The following is a 19,674-nucleotide window of genomic DNA, read 5'->3' as shown; positions in this document are numbered from 1 at the left end:
TAATGGCATTTGTATCCTCAGGGTATAATCCTGAAAAACCCATGGAGAACCGGATCACTGATATTGGTCCTAAACACTTTGAACAATTCTACCCGCCGGTCATCAAGGCCAACAAGGGCAAATGGGCATACCATGAAGTCCTGCAGGCTGGCGTGCTGAAGCACGTGGCCGAAAGCGGCGACGAAGTTTACACCGTGCGTGTCGGCGGCGCCCGTCTCATGAGCGTTACCCACATCCGTGAAATCTGTGAAATCGCCGACAAACACTGCGACGGCTACGTCCGTTGGACCACCCGTAACAACGTGGAATTCATGGTTGACGCCGAAGCCAAGGTCAAACCCTTGATCGACGATCTGGAAAGCCGCAAGTTCGCTGGCGGATCTTACAAGTTCCCCGTTGGCGGCACCGGCGCCGGCATTACCAACATCGTCCATACCCAGGGCTGGATCCACTGCCACACTCCCGCGACCGACGCTTCCGGTCCCGTGAAGGCGGCCATGGACGTTCTGTTTGACGATTTCAAATCCATGCGTCTGCCTGCTCACCTGCGCGTGTCCCTGGCTTGCTGCCTGAACATGTGCGGCGCTGTGCATTGCTCTGACATCGCCATCCTGGGCTACCATCGCAAGCCGCCCATGCTGGACCATGAGTACCTGGACAAAATGTGTGAAATCCCCTTGGCAGTGGCCGCATGCCCCACGGCAGCCATCCGCCCGACCAAGGTGGAAATCGGCGACAAGAAACTGAATTCCGTCGCCGTTAAGCAGGAACGCTGCATGTTCTGCGGCAACTGCTACACCATGTGTCCCTCCATGCCCCTGGCCGACACCGAAGGTGACGGCATCGTCATCATGGCCGGCGGCAAGGTGTCCAACCGCATCAGCTATCCCAAGTTCTCCAAAGTCGTCGTCGCCTTCCTGCCCAACGAAGTACCGCGTTGGGAGTCCACGACCGACTGCATCAAGAACATGGTGGAAGCCTATGCTGCTGGCGCCAACAAGTACGAACGTTTCGGCGAATGGGCCGAGCGCATTGGTTGGGAACGTTTCTTCGACGTGACCGGCCTCGAGTTCACCCATCACCTGATCGACGACTTCAGGGATCCGGCCTACTACACGTGGCGCCAGACCTCTCAGTTCAAGTTCTAAAATATTGAACAACTTTTCCTGGAGGGCGGCCTTTGGGCCGCCCTTTCAGGAGAAAACTAAAGAGGTAATAAAATGGACGAAGTTGCAGCCAGAGACACTATTGTCGAGAAATTGAAGGGTAAAAAAGGAAAATCCAAGTTTTATCTGAAAGATTTCTACGCCATGTTCCCGGAAGAAAAACCTCGTACGGTGAAGAAGCTGGTCAACACCATGGTTTCCGAAGGAACCCTGGAGTACTGGTCTTCCGGAAGCACCACCCTGATCGGGCTCAAAGGCGTCGGCAAACAAGCTCACGCTGAAGACGAAGATTAATCAACTGGGATATTCATGAAAACGGCTTAGGCTTAGGCCGTTTTCATGTCCCAAGCGCTAAACTGAACCGGGGAATATGGTACTCCCTAGAATCACAATATCCGGCCTGCGCGGAGGATCTGGGAAAACCATACTTTCCGTCGGCCTCGCAGCCGCCTTGTCCAAAGCGGGCGAGAATGTCATCCCATTTAAAAAGGGACCGGATTACATAGACGCCGGGTGGCTCGCCCTTGCTGCACGCAAGCCGTGCCACAACCTGGACGCCTTTCTGGTAGATCCCCACACCACAGTTGCATCCTTTGTCAGCCACTCCAAGGAAGACGGCATTTCCATCATTGAAGGAAACCGGGGCTTGTACGACAGTATAGATCCGGACGGCTCCACCAGTACGGCTGAACTGGCCAAGCTGCTGGTTTCTCCGTTAATCCTGATTGTGGACTGCACCAAAAGCACCCGCACCATCGCCGCCCTGGTCATGGGATGCTCCCATTTCGACCCGGACGTGGATTTGCGCGCGGTGGTCCTGAACAACGTGGCCGGCTCCAGGCACGAATCCAAGCTCAGAAAAAACATCGAAAAGTTCACCGGGATATCCGTGATTGGGGCTATCCCCAAACTGACATCCGAAGATTTTCCCGAAAGGCATATGGGGCTCATCCCCACGGCGGAACACGACTGGGCCTACGAGGCCGTGGACGCAGCCGGAAACATCGCCGCCAAATATCTTGACCTGGACTTGGTCCGGCAAATCGCACGAAGCCCTTTGATTCCCGTGCCTCGCACGGACCAATTGCCCATGGCCAGGCCCAAGCCCAGGTTGGACGGGTACAGGCCCCGGATCGGCGTGGTTCAGGATTCGGCCTTTCAGTTTTATTATCCCGAAAACCTGGAGGCTTTGGAGGAGGCCGGCGCGGAGGTGGTTTCCTTCAGCCTGGTTTCAGGCGAGCCGATTCCCGAATTGGACGGTTTGTACATAGGCGGAGGATTTCCCGAAACTCACGCCAAGGAGCTGGCCGCCAACGCCGCAGGCAGGGATAAAATCAAAGCCCTTGCCGAGGCAGGACTGCCCATCTACGCAGAGTGCGGCGGGCTTATGTTTTTGGGAAAGGAACTGGTTTTGGAGGGGGAGCGCTACCCCATGGCCGGGATATTGCCCATCGTCTTCGGCCTTAGCAAAAAGCCACAGGGCCATGGATACACCGTGGTGAAGGTGGACGGAGCCAATCCCTATTACGAATCGGGCACGCAGCTAAAGGGCCACGAATTCCATTATTCCTCCGTCTTGGAGTTCAACGGCAAGGAGTCGGACCTGGCATTTTCCATGGTTCGCGGCAAAGGCCTTTATAACGGCAGGGACGGCATGATCTACAAGAACGTCCTGGCCACCTACACCCACATCCACGCATTAGGCGCCCCCCAATGGGCCGAAGGTTTGGTCCGCCTGGCTGCGGTATACAGCCATAAGTAGCCCTCAACGTTTCTAAATCATATGGAATCAATTCAAAACTTATCGAATAGGCAAGGATGTCCCTATACGTCAATATGAAGGTAAAATGTATTTAACAGGATTTTCAGAGCTAATCCAATCTCATATTAATAATTTGTATAAAATCAGATTGTTAATAACTGTCCTACTGTAGAACCTATCATAATTCTTGGGGACGTCTCTCAAAAACTCAATAATTCTTGGGGACGTCTCTCAAAAACTCAATATCTTTTTACCGGCGGCATTTCAGGCGAATAAAGGCCTTTGGGCAGGCACGGGGGCCTGCAACTACAATTCAAAATTGGCCTCTATTTCGACTGTTGAGATAGCGTAGCCCACCAGTGGGGGCCAAAAAACGCGCCAAGCGCGTTTTACGCAGGGCAAGCACTGAAGCTACAAATCATTTTTGTGTATTGGGCGCAGGATTTAACAGCTCCGTTAAAATGAACTACTCTGGATCCATGTACATTTCAAACAGGGGGCGGAGTTTTTTCAGGTTCTGGTTGATGCCCATTTCCACGCTTTGGGCCAGGGCGTCCAGGATGATGAGTCCGTTGACTGCGGCGTCTGTTTCCGAGGCGGCGCGTATGCGTTCGGCCAGCCTGCGGTTGGCGTGCTGCAGCTCCCGGTAATTTTGGAGCAGGCCTTCCAGGGTCCAGTCGGGCTCCATGCCGCTGTTTTCTCTAAGGTATTGGGCGATCAAATACATGCCCAGCACGCGAAATTGGGTATGGGCGGCGTCCGCAAAGGGCAGGTGAAAGTGGGCCATGGGCCGGAGTTTTTCCATGACCGGGCACCGGGACAGGGCCAGCATGAGGCCGACCATGGACCGCACCGCCTGCTGGGTGGAGGTGACGGCCTCCAAATGGACGTCGGTCCAATCCACCTGGACGTTCACGGGCTCGTGGGATATGCGATGCCCAAAGTCCCGCAGCACCGGCCACAGGGCCATGGCCGCGGGACATTGGGGATGGGTTTCAGGATCTACGGTGCAAATGCGGCATTTGAATTCCTCCAGGTTCAGCCACTCGCCTTCCAGGACCGTCCCTTCCTCGGGATAATAGGCGTTTTCGTCCAGTTCATAATACATCATGGCGCCGTCGGTGTATTCAAATGCATATTTAATCATAGCCGTTTTTGAAAGGGGCTATCCCCCTTTCCTCTCCTTTATAGAGGCTAAAATTTTTCTGGCGTCAGGCCAGTCCCAGACCACGGCGTCGGCGATATACGTTGGCTGCTTTATCTCCAAACAGGCTTGAGCCTCCCTGGCCGCGCCCTCGTAATCTTCCTTTGCGAAGTACACGCGCGCCAGTTGAAGTTGCGACATGGTCAGGTTGGGGTCCCATTCCAAAGCCTTTACGGCGAATCTGTGAGCTTCGTCCAGATCCTTTAGGGGCCATGGCGCCTGTTCGTTGACCTGGGAAAGCACCGCCGCCGCCAGAGGAGCCCAGCGGTTATTGGGACCTTGATCCATGACAAAGAACAGGTCTGCCTTGCCGCGCTTCAAAAGCCCCAGGGCCTTGAAGGACGAGGCCTTTTCCGCAAGGCTCACTTGCGCGCAGCCCGAGTAGAACCTGGCTTGCACGCAGGACTGGTCCAGGTCCAGGGCTTTGCCGGCTGTTTCCAGGCTTTTCGTATAATGTTCCATTTCCGCAGGCTGGCCTTTGACCATCATGCCGGAAAGGTATTGAACCTCCGCCAATTTCCATACAGCCTCTACGAAATCCGGTTTCTTTTCAAGCACTTTTTCATAGATGGCTCCGGCCTTGTACAGATTGTTTTCATCCTCGTGAAAAATTGTTAACAGTTCGGCGCCTTTTGTCATATTCGCTTGGATATCAAGTGCAAGCGAGGGCTCGAACCCGGCCGGGGCGAGGCAAGGCAAGGCCATGGCAATCAGGCAGATCAAGGCGGCGAGGCCGGTTTTTCCAAGAACAGTCTTCATTGTTTCGCCTCGATTCTGGACATGGCCCTTTCCGCCAGGGCCGCTATGGTCAAAGACGGGTTCACGCCGACGTTGGCGGAAACCGCCGCGCCGTCCGCCACGTATAATCCGGGATAGCCCAACACTTCATGATCCGTGCTGATGACCCCGTTTTCGGGCGAGGTTCCCATGTGGCATCCCCCCAGGATATGGGCCGTGGACGACAGGTTAAGCAGGCTTTCCATGGTGACGTTCAGAGGATCGCCGCCCGAGGCCTGGGCGTAAGCCCTGGCCGCCTTGTTGGCGATCGGCAGGAACGCGGGCGCCCGTTGTTGGCCTTCGGGTATTTTCGAGTGCAACGACTTATTGAACCAGGAAAACAAGCCGCGGCGGTAAACCAGGGAAATCTGGTTGTCCATATGCTGCATGACCGTGAGCACCGAGATGCGCTTGCGCCAGTTTTTAGCGAAAATGGAAGCCATAGACCGAATAGGGTTTTTGACCATGGCCCACAGGGTCTTGAAAGCTCTTTTCGCCGGGTTGGGCTCGTCCACCATGGGGCCCAGATAATAGCGCATAAAGTCGTATCCGTCGGGAAAGCGGTTCTGCGTGATATGCGTATGATCGTCCGGGTAAAAATGACTGGAGATGGCCGAGCCCTTGGTGATGTCTTCGTCAGGGTTCCTGGATAGGCTGGCCACAATGGCCTCGCTGTTGGTGCGCACCACCCTGCCCAGCAGGGGCGAAACCTTGGGCAGGGTCTTCTTGACGTCCCGGCTTCGGAACAAAAGCTCCAGGGTGCCCAACACGCCCCCGGCCAGCACCACCTTTTTGGCCGTGACGGCCGGATAGGCCTTGGAAGGCTTCATGGGATCAACCAGGTGCAGGCGGTATCCGCCCTCCATGGGTTCGATGTGGGAAACCTTACGGCTGGTGAGAATTTCGGCGCCGTTCTTTTCCGCTAAAAACAAATAGTTTTTGTCCAGGCTGTTTTTGGCGCCCTTGCCGCAGCCGGAAAGGCAGTCTCCGCAAAGTTCGCAGCCGGTTCGATCAGGCCCCTCGCCGCCGAAAAACGGATCCTTGACCGTAACGCCGGGCTTGCCGAAGTATATGCCGTTGGGCGTGGGGCCGTAAGTATCCTGCGCGCCCATGGTGTGGGCGGTCTTTTTCAGGTATTCGTCCTGCAGGTCGAAATTGGGATTATTGGTGAGCCCAAGCATGCGCTTTACTTCTTCGTAATGAGGTTCCAGTTCCTGTTCCCAATCCACGCCGAAATTGCTCCAGACCGGGTCTTTGAAAAAACCGGTTTTAGGCTTTAACAGCACGGCCGCATAGACCAGGCTTCCCCCGCCCAAGCCCACGCCGCCCACAATCTGCACGTGGCGAAATATGGTTTGGGTGAAAAAGCCGTTCATTTTAGCCGCCGGCATCCAAAAGAAATTCCTCAACGGCTTCTCATCCGCCGCCTGCACGTCCTTTGGGCCTATTCTCCTGCCTTGTTCAATAACGGCGACCTTGTACCCTTTTTCAGTAAGGCGTAAGGCTGATACGCCGCCTCCAAAGCCGCTTCCTACAACAACAAAATCGTAATCCATTACCCCCCCTTGTCAAAAGTTACTCTCCCTCCCAAAAAAACGGTTTATAAGATATTTTATAATTGAATTTCCACATTACACAAGTATTTTGAACGATAGGATTAAGTTTTTGTCCCCCCGGTGTGAAGCGCTTCACAGAGACCTTCTGCGGGATATCTTGAAGCCGGGAAGCCTGGATGCAACAACGGATTCTATAAGGGCCAGAACTTCGTGATCATTGCCAATCAACTCACCAGAAGAATTCGCCAGCAAAGCAGCCCCTTGGGAGAACAAGGCAAGTCCTGCATCCTCTTCCGGCCACCCCTGGTTTAAAAGGTCCCGGGCAAAACCGCAGCCGGCAATGTCCTCAAATCTGGCTGCCAGTTCGGACGGACTCTGAACAGGCTTGGGCTTAGAGCTTTTCCTTGCGACAAGGACCAGGCAGGTGTTGACCGCTCCGCTGGCCAACCCCCGCGGCCGGGCTTTTCGCTCTATGCACAAGGGCTGCACGCTTGCAATAAGAAGAGGAGAAGCCCGAAAGGCTTTAACCAGGGCGTCCCAGCCGTTCAGGGAGCTGTGGCTGTAGATCAAGGACATCAGGCCGGAGTCCTTCAGGACCCTGGCGCCTTCGCAAAGCGCCTGCGTGAGTTCGCGGCAATAAGATTCGTGGGCGCCCAACTTGCTATTGTGGCGCCGTACGGAAGCCACCAACTCCCGGGGGGACTCCGTGGAATCAAAACCGGCCAGTTCAGACGACAGGGCCGATATAACCATCTTTTTCCAGGAATAAAAAAAATCCGCCAGGGGGCTGTAGAAGATGTTGTCATAGTACGGCGGGTCCGTGACAATGGCGTCAAATATACCATCCCCAAAGGGCAGGTTCTGGGCCGCGGCCAGCCGGACGTCCGGCGCCATGGAAAAGGTTGGAATGGCCTTGGCGCCCTCCACGATGCGATCCAGCTTCTTCCACAAATTGGCCGGGCCGTTCAGTAAGGGGTCGATTTCCACGTAATCCCACATCATGGGCACGCCCGGACCGCAAAAAGCCCTGCCCGCCTGCTCGTTTTGTGGAATCCACATGGAAAGGCGGCTGTTCCAGTCTATGAGCTGATCCACAAGACCGGAAAGCAGGCCGATTACGCACCGGGCGACAGCCTTGGACTCCGATTGAGTGAGTGCGTCGTATTCCGTGCGCAGGCTTTTAATGAGAAGAAGCAGCACGAGGCGCTGCCGTGGGTTCAGAAAATCCGCGTGGGAATCCATGCCGTATATGGCGGGATTAAAGATACCCGACCATTTGGGGATTTTTGTTTTGGGCAACTCTTGGCCCAGATAAGCCAGAACAGCGGACTCCATCTTCTCTATAAGCGCGGGTTCCGCAAGGACTTTCGGTGAGCCAGCCTCAAAATCCTTGCCCTTGCCGTTTCCCCGCCGGCAGAGGGCGGTGAGGACTTCCCGGCATTGGGAAAAAACCGGCGAGCCGCAAACCTTCCCGCAGACTGGGCAGACCGCTCCGGTTTTTCTCCACAGGCTTGTAGGTTTATGATCCCTGGAAGGATGAATGATCTTCCAATTTGCATGATCCTCGCCCGGGTGGAATTCCAGGCAGGCTTCCCTCCCCTTTTTCCGGGACAGCCAGGGCCGCCTGGAGAGGAAAAATTTCCAGCCGCAATGCGGGCACGCGGTTTCATAGGTGTAAAAATAGGCCAGAACAGGGCCTTTTTGAGAGTTTCGCATGGGGAACAAAGGGGCGGTTTCGCGCTCCAGACGCTCCAGAACCCGGCGGCCGGACTCTTTGAGCAAATCAGGCGGGCAGCCCCCCGCTTCCTGGATGAACTCCATAAGACTTTTTTGAATGAATACCGCCAAAGGGTTGGAATCCAGGGAAAAGGCCCTGCAGCCCAAATTGCCCGCTTCCAAAGCAATGGCGCCTCCGCCTCCGAACATATCCAGCACACGAGGAGGTTCGGCATATTGCCTGGAAAGCATCTTGGCGGCTGCCTTCGCGTCCTTGGACGCGGAAACCGGAAGCCGCCCTAGCTCAGAGGCCAGGCTCAGAGCTTTTGGCGACTCCCCCGAATCCAGACTTGCAAAAACCAACGTGCGCATGGCCGAAAAGGGGCGCCTGGCCCACCAGACATGGATGGTATGCGGGGTCTTTCCCTTGCCGTAGCGCTCCCGGGCGCCGCCCTGGGAAGCCAGGCAATGCAGGATTCCCTTGTCAATAAGGCGCGCTTGGGCCTTGTCCGGCAGAGGGTGCAGGTTCGGGCAGGGAACAGGCGATTTTTTCTTTGGAGGCATCCGAAGATCCTTGTTGAGGGAACGGCCTTCGTGGGCCGCAGAGGTTCACATCTAACAACAGGCTGATTCTCCGTCAAGATTTGATAGAAGCGTTTTTCAGAATGCAGGGTTGAGTCGCCTGATGCCCTGTGGTATGGAATTATGTTTTTCTCTGCAAGGACGGATGAGCGCCTGCGGATGCAAACCAATAAAAGCATAAGGAATATTTCCCATGGATAAGATCATAACCCGATTTCCACCCAGCCCCACAGGGGCCCTGCATATCGGCGGCGCCCGCACCGCCCTTTTCAACTGGCTTTACGCCCGCCGCATGGGCGGAACCTTTGTGCTTCGCCTGGAAGACACAGACAAGGCGCGCTCCACCCAGGAATCGGTGGACGCCATCTTCCAAGGCCTGGAATGGCTGGGCATCGACTGGGACGAGGGGCCTTTTTACCAGTCCAAACGCACGGAAATCTATCAGCAGCACATCCAGAAACTGCTGGACGAAGGCAATGCCTATTACTGCACCTGCACGCCCGAAGAACTGGACGAAAAGCGCAAGGCGGCCATGGCTCGCGGCGACAAGCCCAAGTACGACGGAACCTGCCGGGAGAAGGGCCTGGAAAAATGCGAAGGCGCCGTGGTTCGGCTCAAGGCCCCCCAGACGGGCAAGACCGTGTTTGAAGACAAGGTCAAGGGAACCATCGCCTTTGACAACCAGGAGTTGGACGACCTGATCATCGCCCGCAGCGACGGCAGCCCCACGTACCATCTGGCCGTTGTGGTGGACGACATCACCATGGGGATCAACACCATCATTCGCGGGGACGACCACGTGAGCAACACGCCCCGGCAGATATTGCTGTACAACGCCCTGGGATACCCCGTCCCTACCTTCGCCCACGTGCCCATGGTGCTTGGGGCGGATAAAAAACGATTGTCCAAACGCCACGGCGCCACGTCCGTGGTGGAATACAAGGATATGGGCATCCTGCCCGAGGCCATGATCAATTATCTGGCGCGCATGGGCTGGTCCCATGGGGATCAGGAATTTTTCACCGTGGACGAGTTAAAGCAGGTTTTCACCCTGGAAAACATCGGCAAAAGCGCCGGCGTGTTCGACCCGGCCCGCCTCCTGGACCTGAACGGCGACCACATCCGCGCTGCAGAAGACAAAAGGCTGGCGCCTTTGTTCATCGAGCAGCTTGCCAAACTGGGCGTGGAAACCGAAGAAGGCGAATATTTGTACCAGGTCATGGAAACCTTGAAGCCCAGGGCCAAAACCACGATCGAACTGGCTGAAAAAGCCCTGTTCTATTACGTGGATGACATTGAGTACGATCCCAAGGCCGCCAACAAATGTCTAAAGGCGGAAGCCGTCCCGGCTTTGGAGCTTTTGATCGAAAAGCTGGAAGCCGCGGACGTCTCGGACGAAAAGCAGGTGGAAGACGCCTTTGTGCAGGTTATGGAAGCCACGGGCCTGAAAATGGGCAAGATCGCCCAGCCCGTCCGCGTCGCCTTAACCGGCCAGACCGCCAGCCCCGGCATTTTTGAAATCGTGCAGATTCTGGGCATGGATAAGGTGAAAGCCAGGCTGGCAAAAGCCATGGATTACATCAAAACGCAGGAAGATTAAAAATACTCAAGGGGGCCTGACGCCGGTTCAGGCTCCCTTAGTTTTTTAGTTTGAGCCTAAAAACTGGACGCGGACCTGCCCTTGTCCAACCATGTGATGCAATAACTTGTAATTTTTTCGTTGAAAACGTACTGCCCCAGCAATGATGGCAGGATGCACTTGCATGCTCGAAGCCAGGGAAAGGACGGCCATGCCCAGTTGGCGGCCTTTCAAGGGGTTGTTCTCATCCCACAACTTGAAATGGGTGCTCCTTGTCTCTTGCGGAATCAAAATTTCCTCGGCCATGGCATCCGCTTCCTTTTCAATTTGATCATCCACCTCAATTTCCATAGACCGCAAATCCATATCATCCACAATTATCTGCTGCTGAGACAAGCTGAGATGCTTTGCTACATGCACCAATTCATGGATCAAAACAAACCAAAAATTGTCCAAACGGTCGTGTCGCAACGTCATTGCAATAACCGGAGCGCCGTCAGGCATTAGCATGGAAGCCCCGTCAAGGTAGGCTTTATCCAAGTGCGGTAAAATGATAAAATGGATGCCATTCTTTTCAAGGAACTCCCTAGCCAAAAGCGGCCCTTCATCAAAAAGGCATAGTCTGGCAACATTGCGTAAAAAACTTTCATCGATGGAGTTTGGTTTGAACTTACGCTCAAGTTGTCTCTCCTGCGCCATTATCAGAACCTGCCAACACCAAGCCATAAGGGCGTACCTATCTGCCCGCGGATTTACCCTTGAACCAAACCCCTTCTTAAACGCCACACTGGGAATCGCATCGGACCCTCCTGCTTTTAAAATGAAGGCCCGCATTATTTCTTCCGACTTATCTTTATAGCCTTTTTTGCAGGACACCCATCCTTGTTTGACCATTTGGGCGATCGGAAATCGTCCCCATTCAATTTCAGGAAAATCCGTTGGAAAAACAGCGGCCGGTTCGTTGAGCAATACCTCGGCCGGAATACCAAGCCCCTTATGAAGAGCACGCATCATGGATAAAGTTAAGGGGCGTTTGCGGTTCAAAACTTCAGAAACCTTGCTTTTACTCCCAATGAAAGGAACAAGATCTTTTTGCGATAACCCCGCTTGCTCCATTCTAAACATGACAGCATCTATGGGATCAGGCAGGCTGATGGGATAGTGTTTTTCTTCATACATTTCAACCAGCGCAGAGAGGAGTTCCAATTCATCCCCTTCAGGACTGCCCATCTTAGCATCCATCAATTCATCAATCCTCGCCAAGGCTTGGTTATAGTCATCTTCGGTTTTGATGAGTCGAGGTTTCATATTACACCGTCTCTGCATTTATCCTATCATATTGCTTGTGCGTTCCGACAAATCGCACAAAGACTTTTTGATATTCATAGTTGATAGTTACTATCAGGCGATATTTGTTTCCTGCGATATTAAAAACCACTCTCCCGCTCTTCAATATGCTCGCAGAGCGGTATTGCGCTTTGATATCGGCGGAAGAACTCCAACTCGCATGCATAGCTTCATAATACCAAGAGTCCAAAGCCTTCTGAGCGTCCTGGCGCCCGGGCTGCTCATAAAAGACTCTGAGGGTCCTCCTGGATATCACATGCACAATAAAATAGTTCCTTGTATTGTGTCAATAAAATAGTTCCCAAATAGGCAACCTTATCTTGCACAGCCAAAACAAGCGATAACCGAAACAGTTTTTTTAAAATCGATATATGATATGAAAACAAAATTTTAGAAACTTTGCAAGTGATTGTTTCATAGCCTGCCAGAGGGATTGGTACATGGCGGATTCTTCGGATTTGCCGACGAAGCAAGGCAAAGGGGCGCGGTTCAGGCCCATTTGCTCGATGACGGAATAGTAGCAGACGCCTGGGGACGGAAAGATTTGGAACTCGGCGTTTTCTTCGGGCTTCTGTTTGTGGAATTTTTTAGGCTTGCTCCCTGAAATCTTGCATGCGGCGGGCTGGCAAGACAGCCCGCCGCGATGTTGGCAGTTTATTCAGACAGCTGGCCTTCCAATTTTTTAAACTTGCCTTCCAGCCAGTCGGCCACGCCGTCCTTGTAGAATTTCGAGAAGCGCCGATCGCTTGTCCCGCCTGCGATGCAGGTGTAGAGGACCGTTTCCCCCATGTCGGTGATCATGCGGAAGGAAGGGGAAAACGTGGTCTGGCGGCCGCCGCTGTTGTAAATCTGGCCCTGATGAGGCGTGGCCCGGCCTCCTCTTAGCGGAATTGGCCCGTAGTCGAAACCCAGGTAGGCGGGAGTTTTTCCTCCGAAGAAAATATTCGTCAACATAGCCTTATTGACGTCCTTCCAGGTTTTGTTCCAATCGTATCCTTCCTCGGCCTTGGCCAGGGCGGCGGCGAAGGCCTGCTCCCGGGTGAAGTCCTTGTACCAGGGGGAGTTTTCGTCCGTCATCATGCGGTCGAAGTTCTGGTAGAAATCAATGAACACCCCGGTTTCCTGCTCCAAATGCACCATAATGTCCACGCCGATTCCCGCCTCGCCGAAAACCTTTTTGCGAAGCTCGGAATAAAAGGCTTCAAAGAAAGGCGCAGCCTGGGAGTCGAAATCATATTCGCAATCCCACGATTCCAAAACCGACTTGCCCCGGGAATCCGGCGCTGCAGGCAGGAGTATGTCCAGAAACTCCCTGGCCTGAATGGAATATGTGTCCATCTGGATGGCCCTGGTGGAGTGAAAATCGTGATTTCCCCGCTCTTCCAGTAATTGGGAGATTCTCCGCGCCCGGTAGTCGCCCATGGGCATATTGGCGGGATCCAGGACTCCCTGATGGTTCTGATCCTGGTTGGCGGTGACAATATAACCGCATTCGGGATTGTACTCCCGGGGAAGGTCCTTGGGATCGGCAAATCCTTTCCAGTCGTATTCCGGGTCCCAGCCGGGCATAGGCAGGAATCCGTTCACGCCTTCCTTGCGCAAAGGATACAGGCCGGTCATCTGGTAGCCGATGTTTCCCTTGTTGTCGGCGAACACAAAGTTGAACGCCACCTCCAGCTTGCCCAAGGCCTCCATGCCCTGCTCCACCGTGGCGGACTTGGTCACCTTAAGGATGGCCCGGACCGAGTTGGCGCCGCTTAAGGACGGCCCCCAACAGGTGGTAAGGTAAAAGCCCTCCTGGTTGGGATCGCCTTCCAGCACGCCGTGATCGTTTTCGTAAAAGGTCAGTTCCAGGGGATCGTGCTTCTTGCGTTTGATCACTTCCCTGCGCACGGTGAAGTCCATCCACTCGTCCCCGCGCCGGTGCTTGCCGTCTTTGCATTCCTCGATCCAGGAATCAATGTTGTCCATGAAAGGATAGGTGGCGCCCCAGGAAAGGTTGTGATTCCGGCCGATGACAATTCCGGGAAGCCCGGGCATGTTGGCGCCCATGGCGTACTGATTTCCCCACTGGCAGGTGGTTTCGTACCAGACGTTGGGCAGCCTGTTGACCTCCAGGTGGGGGTCGTTGCAAAGCATGGCGTTTCCCGTGGCTGTCTTGAACCCGGAAATCACCCAGTTGTTGGACGCCATGGCCCTGGGAACCGGGCTAAGCCACTTGAGGGCTTCGGGAACGAGCTTCTCCCCCAGCTTGATTTTGGACAGGAGGTCCCGGTCGATTTCCTCCGCCTCCACCGGAAACAGGGAGGCCAAAAGATCGCTGTCCACGCCGGCCTGGACCATTTCTATAAACAGCCGTTCCACCTCGCCCTGGGACTGGGCCAAGGTCAAGTATCCCACCATGCGACAGATCATGAGGGTATCTTCCGGAATCCAGGCTTCGGGCTTGTATCCCACCAGCCTGCATTCCAACGGCCTTTTGCGGCTCAGGTAGGCATTTACGCCGTCGCAATAGGCGGTCAGCAGCCCTTGTTCTTCGGCGTTCAGCAGGTTCCACTGCTCTTTAAGACGCCCGCCCCAGTTCAGTCGGCGAAAAAAACGGTCCACTTCCAGCATTTCGTCGGAGTCGTCCAGGCATTCGCAACCGCGCCCCTGCCCCAGGATGCGCATGATCAGCATTTGCAGCCCCCTGTCCATGGCGTGGCAATAGCCCATGCCCCACAACACTCCGGCCATGTCCCTGGCCTTGACGTGAGGAACTCCCCGTTCCCCTCTTGTGATTTCCAATCCCTGAGGATAATTGCCTTTAATACGTATTTTCATGTGTGCATCCCCCTTGACTGTGATGCTTGATTGAAACGGATTTCACCTTGGGGGCCGCGCTCCCGGCAGGCGAAAAAGCAGATCTAACAGGATAAAATGTCGGCGAGTCCTGCAAAAAAACGACCATTTTCTTATAACACCGTTGCATTATTGCTGGCAAACTGAATATTGACGGATCAAATTCCATTCTTGGAGTTTAAAGCGGAGTTTTTCACGGAATTCGACAGTGGGCGCAGCAAATCCAGGTTTTCAACAAATATGCAGTTTTCAACAATTGTTGAAAATATTCAAAGGAGTCTTTTCGTGTCGCCGCCTAATGCTTCGCGCCTGGAATGATGGACGCGAATCAGCCTTTGCTTTTGTTGGACCGATAAAAGACGATCTGGGCGTTTTGGACCGTGGCCATGCCCTCGTTAATGACCTCGTCAATTGTGTTGAGGAAGGCCTCGATTTTGTCGGCCTCGTCCACGATTTCCACCACCACGGGCAGGTCTTCGGAAAGGCGCAGCACCTTGGCGGTGTGGATGACGCTGTTGGCGCCGTAGCCCAGAATGCCCTTAACCACGGTGGCGCCTGCCAGGCCTTCCTTACGGGCTTTTTTGACGATCCATTCGTGGAGGGGGACGCCTTTATGCTGTACGGTTTCGCCCAAAAAAATCCGAAGCAGTTTGCCGTCTTTGGGATAGCGCATGTTTCCTCCTTATCAGATCAGCCGGGAAGCGGCGTTGCCGCCGATGACCGCCATGAGGCCTAAAACCAGGCTCAGGGTGATGTTCAGGATGGACCAGACCGTCTGGCCGTTGCGGGCCAGTTGAAAGGTTTCGTAGCCGAAAGTGGAAAAGGTGGTGAGGCTGCCCAAAAAGCCCACCAGGAGCAAAGCCCGGACGTTGGGGGAGAAGAGCCCCCGGGTTTCAATGAGGCCCCAACCCAGGCCGATGAGAAAGCACCCGGCCAGGTTGACGGTCATGGTGCCCAAAGGAAAGGTGGAGCCGGGAAAAATCCTGTGGACCCAGCCGCCCACCAAATAGCGCGTGATAGCGCCGATAAAGCCGCCCGCGCCTATAACCAATAGCTTTACTGCTCCTGTATCCATTACAAACCCAACGCTTTTTTTGTTTTGGTCCGGTAGTACCTCCGGCCGTGCCTATTTTGGTACGCCCAAACCGCCCTGATTTGCAAGGGTAAATCCGGAATCCAAAAAGTTTGGGGAATTTCCTCCGATGGCTCCGCGTATTCATCCAGGTCAATATCCGCCATGATGTAGCCCTCTTCCCGATCCATTTTAGCCAGGATTTTTCCTTGGGCGTCCGTGATCATGGCTTGGCCCAGGAGGTTGCTTTCGTAGGGAAAGCCGGGCATGAGCGGCATCTTTCCTTTGAAGTCCCCGGCGTGGGCCGCGTGGATGACCGGAGCGCCGACCATGCGCGCCATCTTGGGAGGGCTTTGGCGCATGATTTCCAACAGCCTGGCGCCAACCGCCGGAGAAAAGCCCGGCAGGGCGACTTTGGGCAAATCCCACCAGCAGGAGCCGCCCACGATCAGACGTACTTTGTTCCTCAGGCGTTTGGCCGTGCGGGACCGGACGAACTCCCAGCACAGGGAGACGCCCACAGGCCCCAGGGGCGTGTCCAGAACGCCGTCGTCCGTCCCGCCGATATAATAGCAATTCTCCCACATGGTGGGCTGGTCCTTGTCATGGAGAAAGATCGAGCCGTCCGGAAAGGCCAGGACAAAGGTGTTGTAAACTTCGCCTTGGCGGATGGCGTTGAACGAACCGCCGGCGACGCCGTTGTTTTGCTTGGCCAGGCCTTTGAGCAATTCCATGGGCTCTCCGTCCAGGGGCCGGGCGGCTTGAAGCATTTTTGGATGAAAGGCCATGGCCGTGGGAAAGAATTCCGGCAGGATCACTATTTCGGCGCCTGCGGAAAAGGCTTGATTGGCTAGATTTTCAGCGGATTTCAGGTTGGCTTCCACGTCGCCCAGGGCGGCGCGCATTTGTACGGCGGCTGCTTTCATGACTCCCCCCTTGCATCAAAATCAGGAGGCCATGCGTTCGGGGCCTCCCGCGTCGGCCGCTGCGATAGCGGATTTCACCATATTCAGGGCGCTTACATTGCCCATGCAGATCAGTTTGGTGGTCAGGCTTTCCTTGATGGCCAGCTTACGCATGATTCCCTTGGGCCCCATACCCTTTTTGCGAAGGCCGGCCACGTTTCCGTAGACGTCCTCCAGGAAGGCCAGCTTAGCGGCCAGGCGTTTTTTTCCGCCGACGGGCTGGGGGTTATGGGCGCAAAACAGGCTGTCAAAGTCCAGGTCCAATATTTTGCGCAAAGAGACGATTTCGTCTCCCAGGCTTTCGTCCGAGCGAAAGTAGCGGACCTTGTCGTTCAAATACATGTCCCCGGAAAAAAGCCACCCTTGGTTGGGCTCGTAATAGCAAATGTGATCCCTGCTATGGCCCGGGGTGTGGATAGGATACAGCCTGACATTCTCTGTGTCGATCCGGTCGGGCAGGGTTTGCATGGATACGGGGTCCGACTTGCCGAAAAAGTATTTCTGGTACGGCAAAATGGGAAAGGAATTGGCCATTTTTTCCACGCACAAAGGATGGCCGTGGATTTCCAGGCCCCAAAGATCCCGCATGGCTGCAGCGTTTCCGCTATGATCCTCATGATGATGCGTCAGGCAGATCATCTTGACCGGATATAGCCGGTGCGCCTGGAGCATTTCCTTGCGGGCGTGCTTGGGGCCGGTGTCAATCATCACCCCGCCCGCCAGATATGAAAAGGCGCTTAAAGAGGGAGTTTTCCCCCGGGAGGCGCGCCCCGTCTCAAAGGCCTGGACGTCGCCGAACCGGTACTCCTTGATAAAACCCATGAAAAGCCGATTATTCCTAAAGCCCTGTTTGGGCTTGTATCTGCTGTAAAAACCTCCCCAAAAGGGGGGACTGTTAAAATTCCACGTTGCCCGGCGTCCGCGGAAAAGGAATGACGTCCCTGATATTGGAAACGCCGGTGACCATCATCAAGACCCGCTCAAAGCCCATGCCGAAGCCGCTGTGGGGCGCCGTGCCGAACCTCCGGGAATCCAGATACCACCAATACTCCTCTTCGCTCAAGCCCATTTCCTTAATTCGGGCTTCGAGCATGTCCAGCCTTTCCTCACGCTGGCTGCCGCCAATGATCTCGCCGATCCGAGGCACCAGCACATCCATGGCAGCCACGGTTTTGCCGTCCGGGTTCATGCGCATGTAAAAGGGTTTGATGGAAGCCGGATAGTCATAAACGATCACGGGCTTTTTGCAGTACTCCTCCGTGATATAGCGCTCGTGCTCGGTCTGCAGATCCTTGCCCCACATGGGCTGGTATTGGAATTTCCTGTCGGATTTCTGCAGGGCTTCCACCGCTTCCATGTAGGTCATGCGGACGAAGTCGTTATTGATGATGTTGTCCAGGGTTTGGGACAGGGTCTTGTCCACAAAGCGGGCGAACAAGTCCACGTCCTGGGAGCATTTTTCCAAAGCATGGGAGGCCAGATGGCGCACAAGCTCCTCGCCCAGGGCCATGTTGTCGTTCAGGTCGGCGAAGGCCGCTTCCGGCTCAATCATCCAAAACTCGGCGGCGTGCCTGCTGGTGTTGGAGTTTTCCGCCCGGAAGGTGGGGCCGAAGGTGTATACGGCGCCCAGGGCCAGGGCGTACATCTCGGCCTCCAACTGACCGGACACGGTAAGATAGGCCGGCTTGCCGAAAAAATCCTTTTCCGGGGCCAAGGTTTCGCCCTTTGCCTGGGTGGTCAGGGTGAACATTTCCCCTGCGCCCTCGCAGTCGCTGCCCGTGATAATGGGCGTCTGAATATAGACAAAACCGCGGTCCGCAAAAAAATTATGCACGGCCAGGGCCATGGAGGAACGTATGCGAAACAGAGCGCCGAACTTGTTTGTACGGGGCCTCAAATGGGCGATGGTGCGGAGAAACTCGTCCGAATGCCTTTTCTTTTGCAGGGGGAAGCTCTCCGGACAGTCTCCGATCAGGAGGATTTCCCCGGCTTTCAACTCCCAATCCTGTCCCTTGCCCGGCGAGGCGGCCAGGCGCCCGGAAACCTGCACGGAGCATCCCGTGGTTAGCGACACGGCCGTTTCATAAGGGCCGTCGCCTCCTTCGGCGATGACTTGCAGGTTTTTCAGGCAAGAGCCGTCGTTGATTTCCAAAAAGGCGAATCCCTTTTGGTCGCGAACCGTACGCACCCACCCTTTGACAAGGACGTTCTCCAAAGGACCGGATGCGTTGAGCAGGGCCGCCACCCGAGACCTGGGGGCGGAACCGGAAGGAGGAGCCTGATTAGCCATGGTCTTCTTCCCCTTCCTGCTTACTGCGCAGGAGTTCGTTCTTTTTTTCGTTAAGTTTCTTTTCCACCACCGAATTCAAAAAGGCATGATCGGGGCGAAGCGCAGCCGCTTCGTTATAATACTCCGTCGCCTCGCATATGTTTCCCGTTTCCGCCTCAAAGTAGGCCAGCCAGGCCAGATTGTCCTCTCTCAGGTGCCAATCTATATACAAGGGATCCTGATGCTCGTAGGTTTCCAGGATCTTCAGATTCTTCTTCAGCAAGGCTTTGGCTTTATCCACGCCGCCGCCGAACTTGACCGGGGTGTGGTATTCGGTCAGGGCGTGCTCAAAAACAACTCCGGGCATGTCCGGGTCCAGCTCCTTGGCTTTATCCATGTACCGCAGGGTTTCCAAACCGCGAGTCATGCGCATGAGCGAGGAGCCCAGGGTGATTTTTTTTCCCATGATGGAAATACAAAGCACGTAAAGCTCGGCGGCTTCGTTGATTTCCTTGGCTTTGTCCACATTCTCAAAGGCTGCGTCCACGTGTTTCCGGGCCTGTTCCGGGTCCGACTCCAGAGTAAGCATGGACAAATGATTATGGCAAAAAGCCATGTAATAATAAGCGTACCACTCAAATTCCTTATTATTCACCAAGGCCGAGGCCCGTTTAAGTTGCGCCTCAAGCTCTGTTTTGTTATCCGTGTAGTAGGCTTCCTCTATATGGGTTTTTATGTCTTTGAAAATCGCTGCACCGGGCCCCTGGTTGGCGGAGACAAAAGAGGCCAAATAAAAAAAGAACAAGATGCCGTAACAAACTTTGTGTAACTTCAATTC

17 protein-coding genes are annotated in these 19,674 nt (G+C 54.8%); 4 read left to right on the top strand and 13 right to left on the bottom strand.

From position 1 onward, the window contains the following. Positions 1-2: 2 nt before the first annotated feature. The 3 genes from dsrB (at position 3) to G491_RS0123065 (ending at position 2,928) form a co-directional block, all read left to right on the top strand. On the top strand, positions 3-1,148 hold the full coding sequence (gene dsrB, locus G491_RS0123075) for a dissimilatory-type sulfite reductase subunit beta (RefSeq protein ID WP_015949026.1): 1,146 nt from the start codon (positions 3-5) through the stop codon (positions 1,146-1,148). Positions 1,149-1,220: 72 nt separating this feature from the next. Then, on the top strand, positions 1,221-1,460 hold the full coding sequence (locus G491_RS0123070; protein WP_015949025.1) for a dissimilatory sulfite reductase D family protein: 240 nt from the start codon (positions 1,221-1,223) through the stop codon (positions 1,458-1,460). A 76-nt stretch (positions 1,461-1,536) separates the two neighbouring features. Then, positions 1,537-2,928 (top strand): cobyrinic acid a,c-diamide synthase CobB, encoded by a 1,392-nt coding sequence (locus G491_RS0123065; protein ID WP_028316225.1) that lies wholly within the window; start codon positions 1,537-1,539, stop codon positions 2,926-2,928. A 466-nt stretch (positions 2,929-3,394) separates the two neighbouring features. Here G491_RS0123065 and G491_RS32145 read toward each other — a convergent pair whose 3' ends face one another. From G491_RS32145 to G491_RS32140, 4 genes are all read right to left on the bottom strand, one after another. Further along, on the bottom strand, positions 3,395-4,075 hold the full coding sequence (locus tag G491_RS32145; protein ID WP_051327475.1) for a DUF6901 family protein: 681 nt from the start codon (positions 4,073-4,075) through the stop codon (positions 3,395-3,397). A gap of 18 nt (positions 4,076-4,093) precedes the next feature. Then, complete coding sequence (locus G491_RS0123055; RefSeq protein ID WP_028316224.1) at positions 4,094-4,891, bottom strand: tetratricopeptide repeat protein; 798 nt, start codon at positions 4,889-4,891, stop codon at positions 4,094-4,096. Next, a complete protein-coding gene (locus tag G491_RS0123050; RefSeq protein WP_028316223.1) occupies positions 4,888-6,465 on the bottom strand; it encodes a GMC oxidoreductase in 1,578 nt (525 codons plus the stop codon). The genes G491_RS0123055 and G491_RS0123050 overlap by 4 nt, the downstream gene beginning before the upstream one ends. Before the next feature lie 132 nt (positions 6,466-6,597). After that, on the bottom strand, positions 6,598-8,745 hold the full coding sequence (locus G491_RS32140) for a DUF1156 domain-containing protein (protein ID WP_051327474.1): 2,148 nt from the start codon (positions 8,743-8,745) through the stop codon (positions 6,598-6,600). Between the two features lie 211 nt (positions 8,746-8,956). On the opposite strand from G491_RS32140, the gene gltX reads away from it, so the two are divergent. Further along, complete coding sequence (gltX, locus tag G491_RS0123040) at positions 8,957-10,363, top strand: glutamate--tRNA ligase (protein WP_028316222.1); 1,407 nt, start codon at positions 8,957-8,959, stop codon at positions 10,361-10,363. A 45-nt stretch (positions 10,364-10,408) separates the two neighbouring features. On the opposite strand, the gene G491_RS0123035 is transcribed toward gltX, so the two are convergent. The 9 genes from G491_RS0123035 to G491_RS0122990 form a co-directional block, all read right to left on the bottom strand. Further along, positions 10,409-11,650: an ImmA/IrrE family metallo-endopeptidase gene (locus G491_RS0123035; RefSeq protein WP_028316221.1), complete on the bottom strand. Its 1,242-nt coding sequence runs from the start codon at positions 11,648-11,650 to the stop codon at positions 10,409-10,411. Between the two features lies 1 nt (position 11,651). After that, the gene (locus G491_RS0123030; RefSeq protein WP_282706002.1) at positions 11,652-11,945 is read right to left on the bottom strand and encodes a type II toxin-antitoxin system HigB family toxin; all 294 of its coding nucleotides are present in this window, start codon (positions 11,943-11,945) and stop codon (positions 11,652-11,654) included. Positions 11,946-12,343: 398 nt separating this feature from the next. Further along, on the bottom strand, positions 12,344-14,512 hold the full coding sequence (locus G491_RS32135; RefSeq protein WP_051327473.1) for a penicillin acylase family protein: 2,169 nt from the start codon (positions 14,510-14,512) through the stop codon (positions 12,344-12,346). Positions 14,513-14,858: 346 nt separating this feature from the next. Then, the gene (locus G491_RS0123015) at positions 14,859-15,203 is read right to left on the bottom strand and encodes a DUF190 domain-containing protein (protein WP_028316219.1); all 345 of its coding nucleotides are present in this window, start codon (positions 15,201-15,203) and stop codon (positions 14,859-14,861) included. Positions 15,204-15,215: 12 nt separating this feature from the next. Beyond that, the gene (gene crcB / locus G491_RS0123010) at positions 15,216-15,605 is read right to left on the bottom strand and encodes a fluoride efflux transporter CrcB (protein WP_015949014.1); all 390 of its coding nucleotides are present in this window, start codon (positions 15,603-15,605) and stop codon (positions 15,216-15,218) included. Further along, on the bottom strand, positions 15,605-16,528 hold the full coding sequence (locus G491_RS0123005; protein ID WP_028316218.1) for a carbon-nitrogen hydrolase family protein: 924 nt from the start codon (positions 16,526-16,528) through the stop codon (positions 15,605-15,607). The genes crcB and G491_RS0123005 overlap by 1 nt, the downstream gene beginning before the upstream one ends. A gap of 21 nt (positions 16,529-16,549) precedes the next feature. Continuing rightward, positions 16,550-17,389 carry an MBL fold metallo-hydrolase gene (locus G491_RS32130; RefSeq protein WP_015949012.1) on the bottom strand — a complete coding sequence of 280 codons (840 nt, stop codon included), beginning with the start codon at positions 17,387-17,389 and terminating at the stop codon, positions 16,550-16,552. Positions 17,390-17,462: 73 nt separating this feature from the next. Next, on the bottom strand, positions 17,463-18,857 hold the full coding sequence (gene asnS, locus G491_RS0122995; RefSeq protein WP_051327472.1) for an asparagine--tRNA ligase: 1,395 nt from the start codon (positions 18,855-18,857) through the stop codon (positions 17,463-17,465). After that, positions 18,850-19,671: a tetratricopeptide repeat protein gene (locus G491_RS0122990; RefSeq protein WP_028316216.1), complete on the bottom strand. Its 822-nt coding sequence runs from the start codon at positions 19,669-19,671 to the stop codon at positions 18,850-18,852. Before G491_RS0122990 ends, asnS begins: the two co-directional genes overlap by 8 nt. Between the last annotated feature and the right edge of the window lie 3 nt (positions 19,672-19,674).

It is taken from the genome of Desulfatibacillum aliphaticivorans DSM 15576, assembly GCF_000429905.1.
GTDB classification, from domain to species: Bacteria; Desulfobacterota; Desulfobacteria; order Desulfobacterales; family Desulfatibacillaceae; genus Desulfatibacillum; species Desulfatibacillum aliphaticivorans.
This window is presented reverse-complemented; position numbering and strand designations above follow the sequence as displayed.

Coding starts and splice junctions, on each gene's coding strand:
- G491_RS32135 (WP_051327473.1), bottom strand. CDS start 14,512: ATGAAAATACGTATTAAAGGCAATTATCCTCAGGGATTGGAAATCACA.
- G491_RS32130 (WP_015949012.1), bottom strand. CDS start 17,389: ATGGGTTTTATCAAGGAGTACCGGTTCGGCGACGTCCAGGCCTTTGAG.
- crcB (WP_015949014.1), bottom strand. CDS start 15,605: ATGGATACAGGAGCAGTAAAGCTATTGGTTATAGGCGCGGGCGGCTTT.
- G491_RS32145 (WP_051327475.1), bottom strand. CDS start 4,075: ATGATTAAATATGCATTTGAATACACCGACGGCGCCATGATGTATTAT.
- G491_RS0123065 (WP_028316225.1), top strand. CDS start 1,537: ATGGTACTCCCTAGAATCACAATATCCGGCCTGCGCGGAGGATCTGGG.
- gltX (WP_028316222.1), top strand. CDS start 8,957: ATGGATAAGATCATAACCCGATTTCCACCCAGCCCCACAGGGGCCCTG.
- G491_RS0123035 (WP_028316221.1), bottom strand. CDS start 11,650: ATGAAACCTCGACTCATCAAAACCGAAGATGACTATAACCAAGCCTTG.
- G491_RS0123070 (WP_015949025.1), top strand. CDS start 1,221: ATGGACGAAGTTGCAGCCAGAGACACTATTGTCGAGAAATTGAAGGGT.
- G491_RS0123050 (WP_028316223.1), bottom strand. CDS start 6,465: ATGGATTACGATTTTGTTGTTGTAGGAAGCGGCTTTGGAGGCGGCGTA.
- G491_RS0123055 (WP_028316224.1), bottom strand. CDS start 4,891: ATGAAGACTGTTCTTGGAAAAACCGGCCTCGCCGCCTTGATCTGCCTG.
- G491_RS32140 (WP_051327474.1), bottom strand. CDS start 8,745: ATGCCTCCAAAGAAAAAATCGCCTGTTCCCTGCCCGAACCTGCACCCT.
- G491_RS0123015 (WP_028316219.1), bottom strand. CDS start 15,203: ATGCGCTATCCCAAAGACGGCAAACTGCTTCGGATTTTTTTGGGCGAA.
- asnS (WP_051327472.1), bottom strand. CDS start 18,857: ATGGCTAATCAGGCTCCTCCTTCCGGTTCCGCCCCCAGGTCTCGGGTG.
- dsrB (WP_015949026.1), top strand. CDS start 3: ATGGCATTTGTATCCTCAGGGTATAATCCTGAAAAACCCATGGAGAAC.
- G491_RS0123005 (WP_028316218.1), bottom strand. CDS start 16,528: ATGAAAGCAGCCGCCGTACAAATGCGCGCCGCCCTGGGCGACGTGGAA.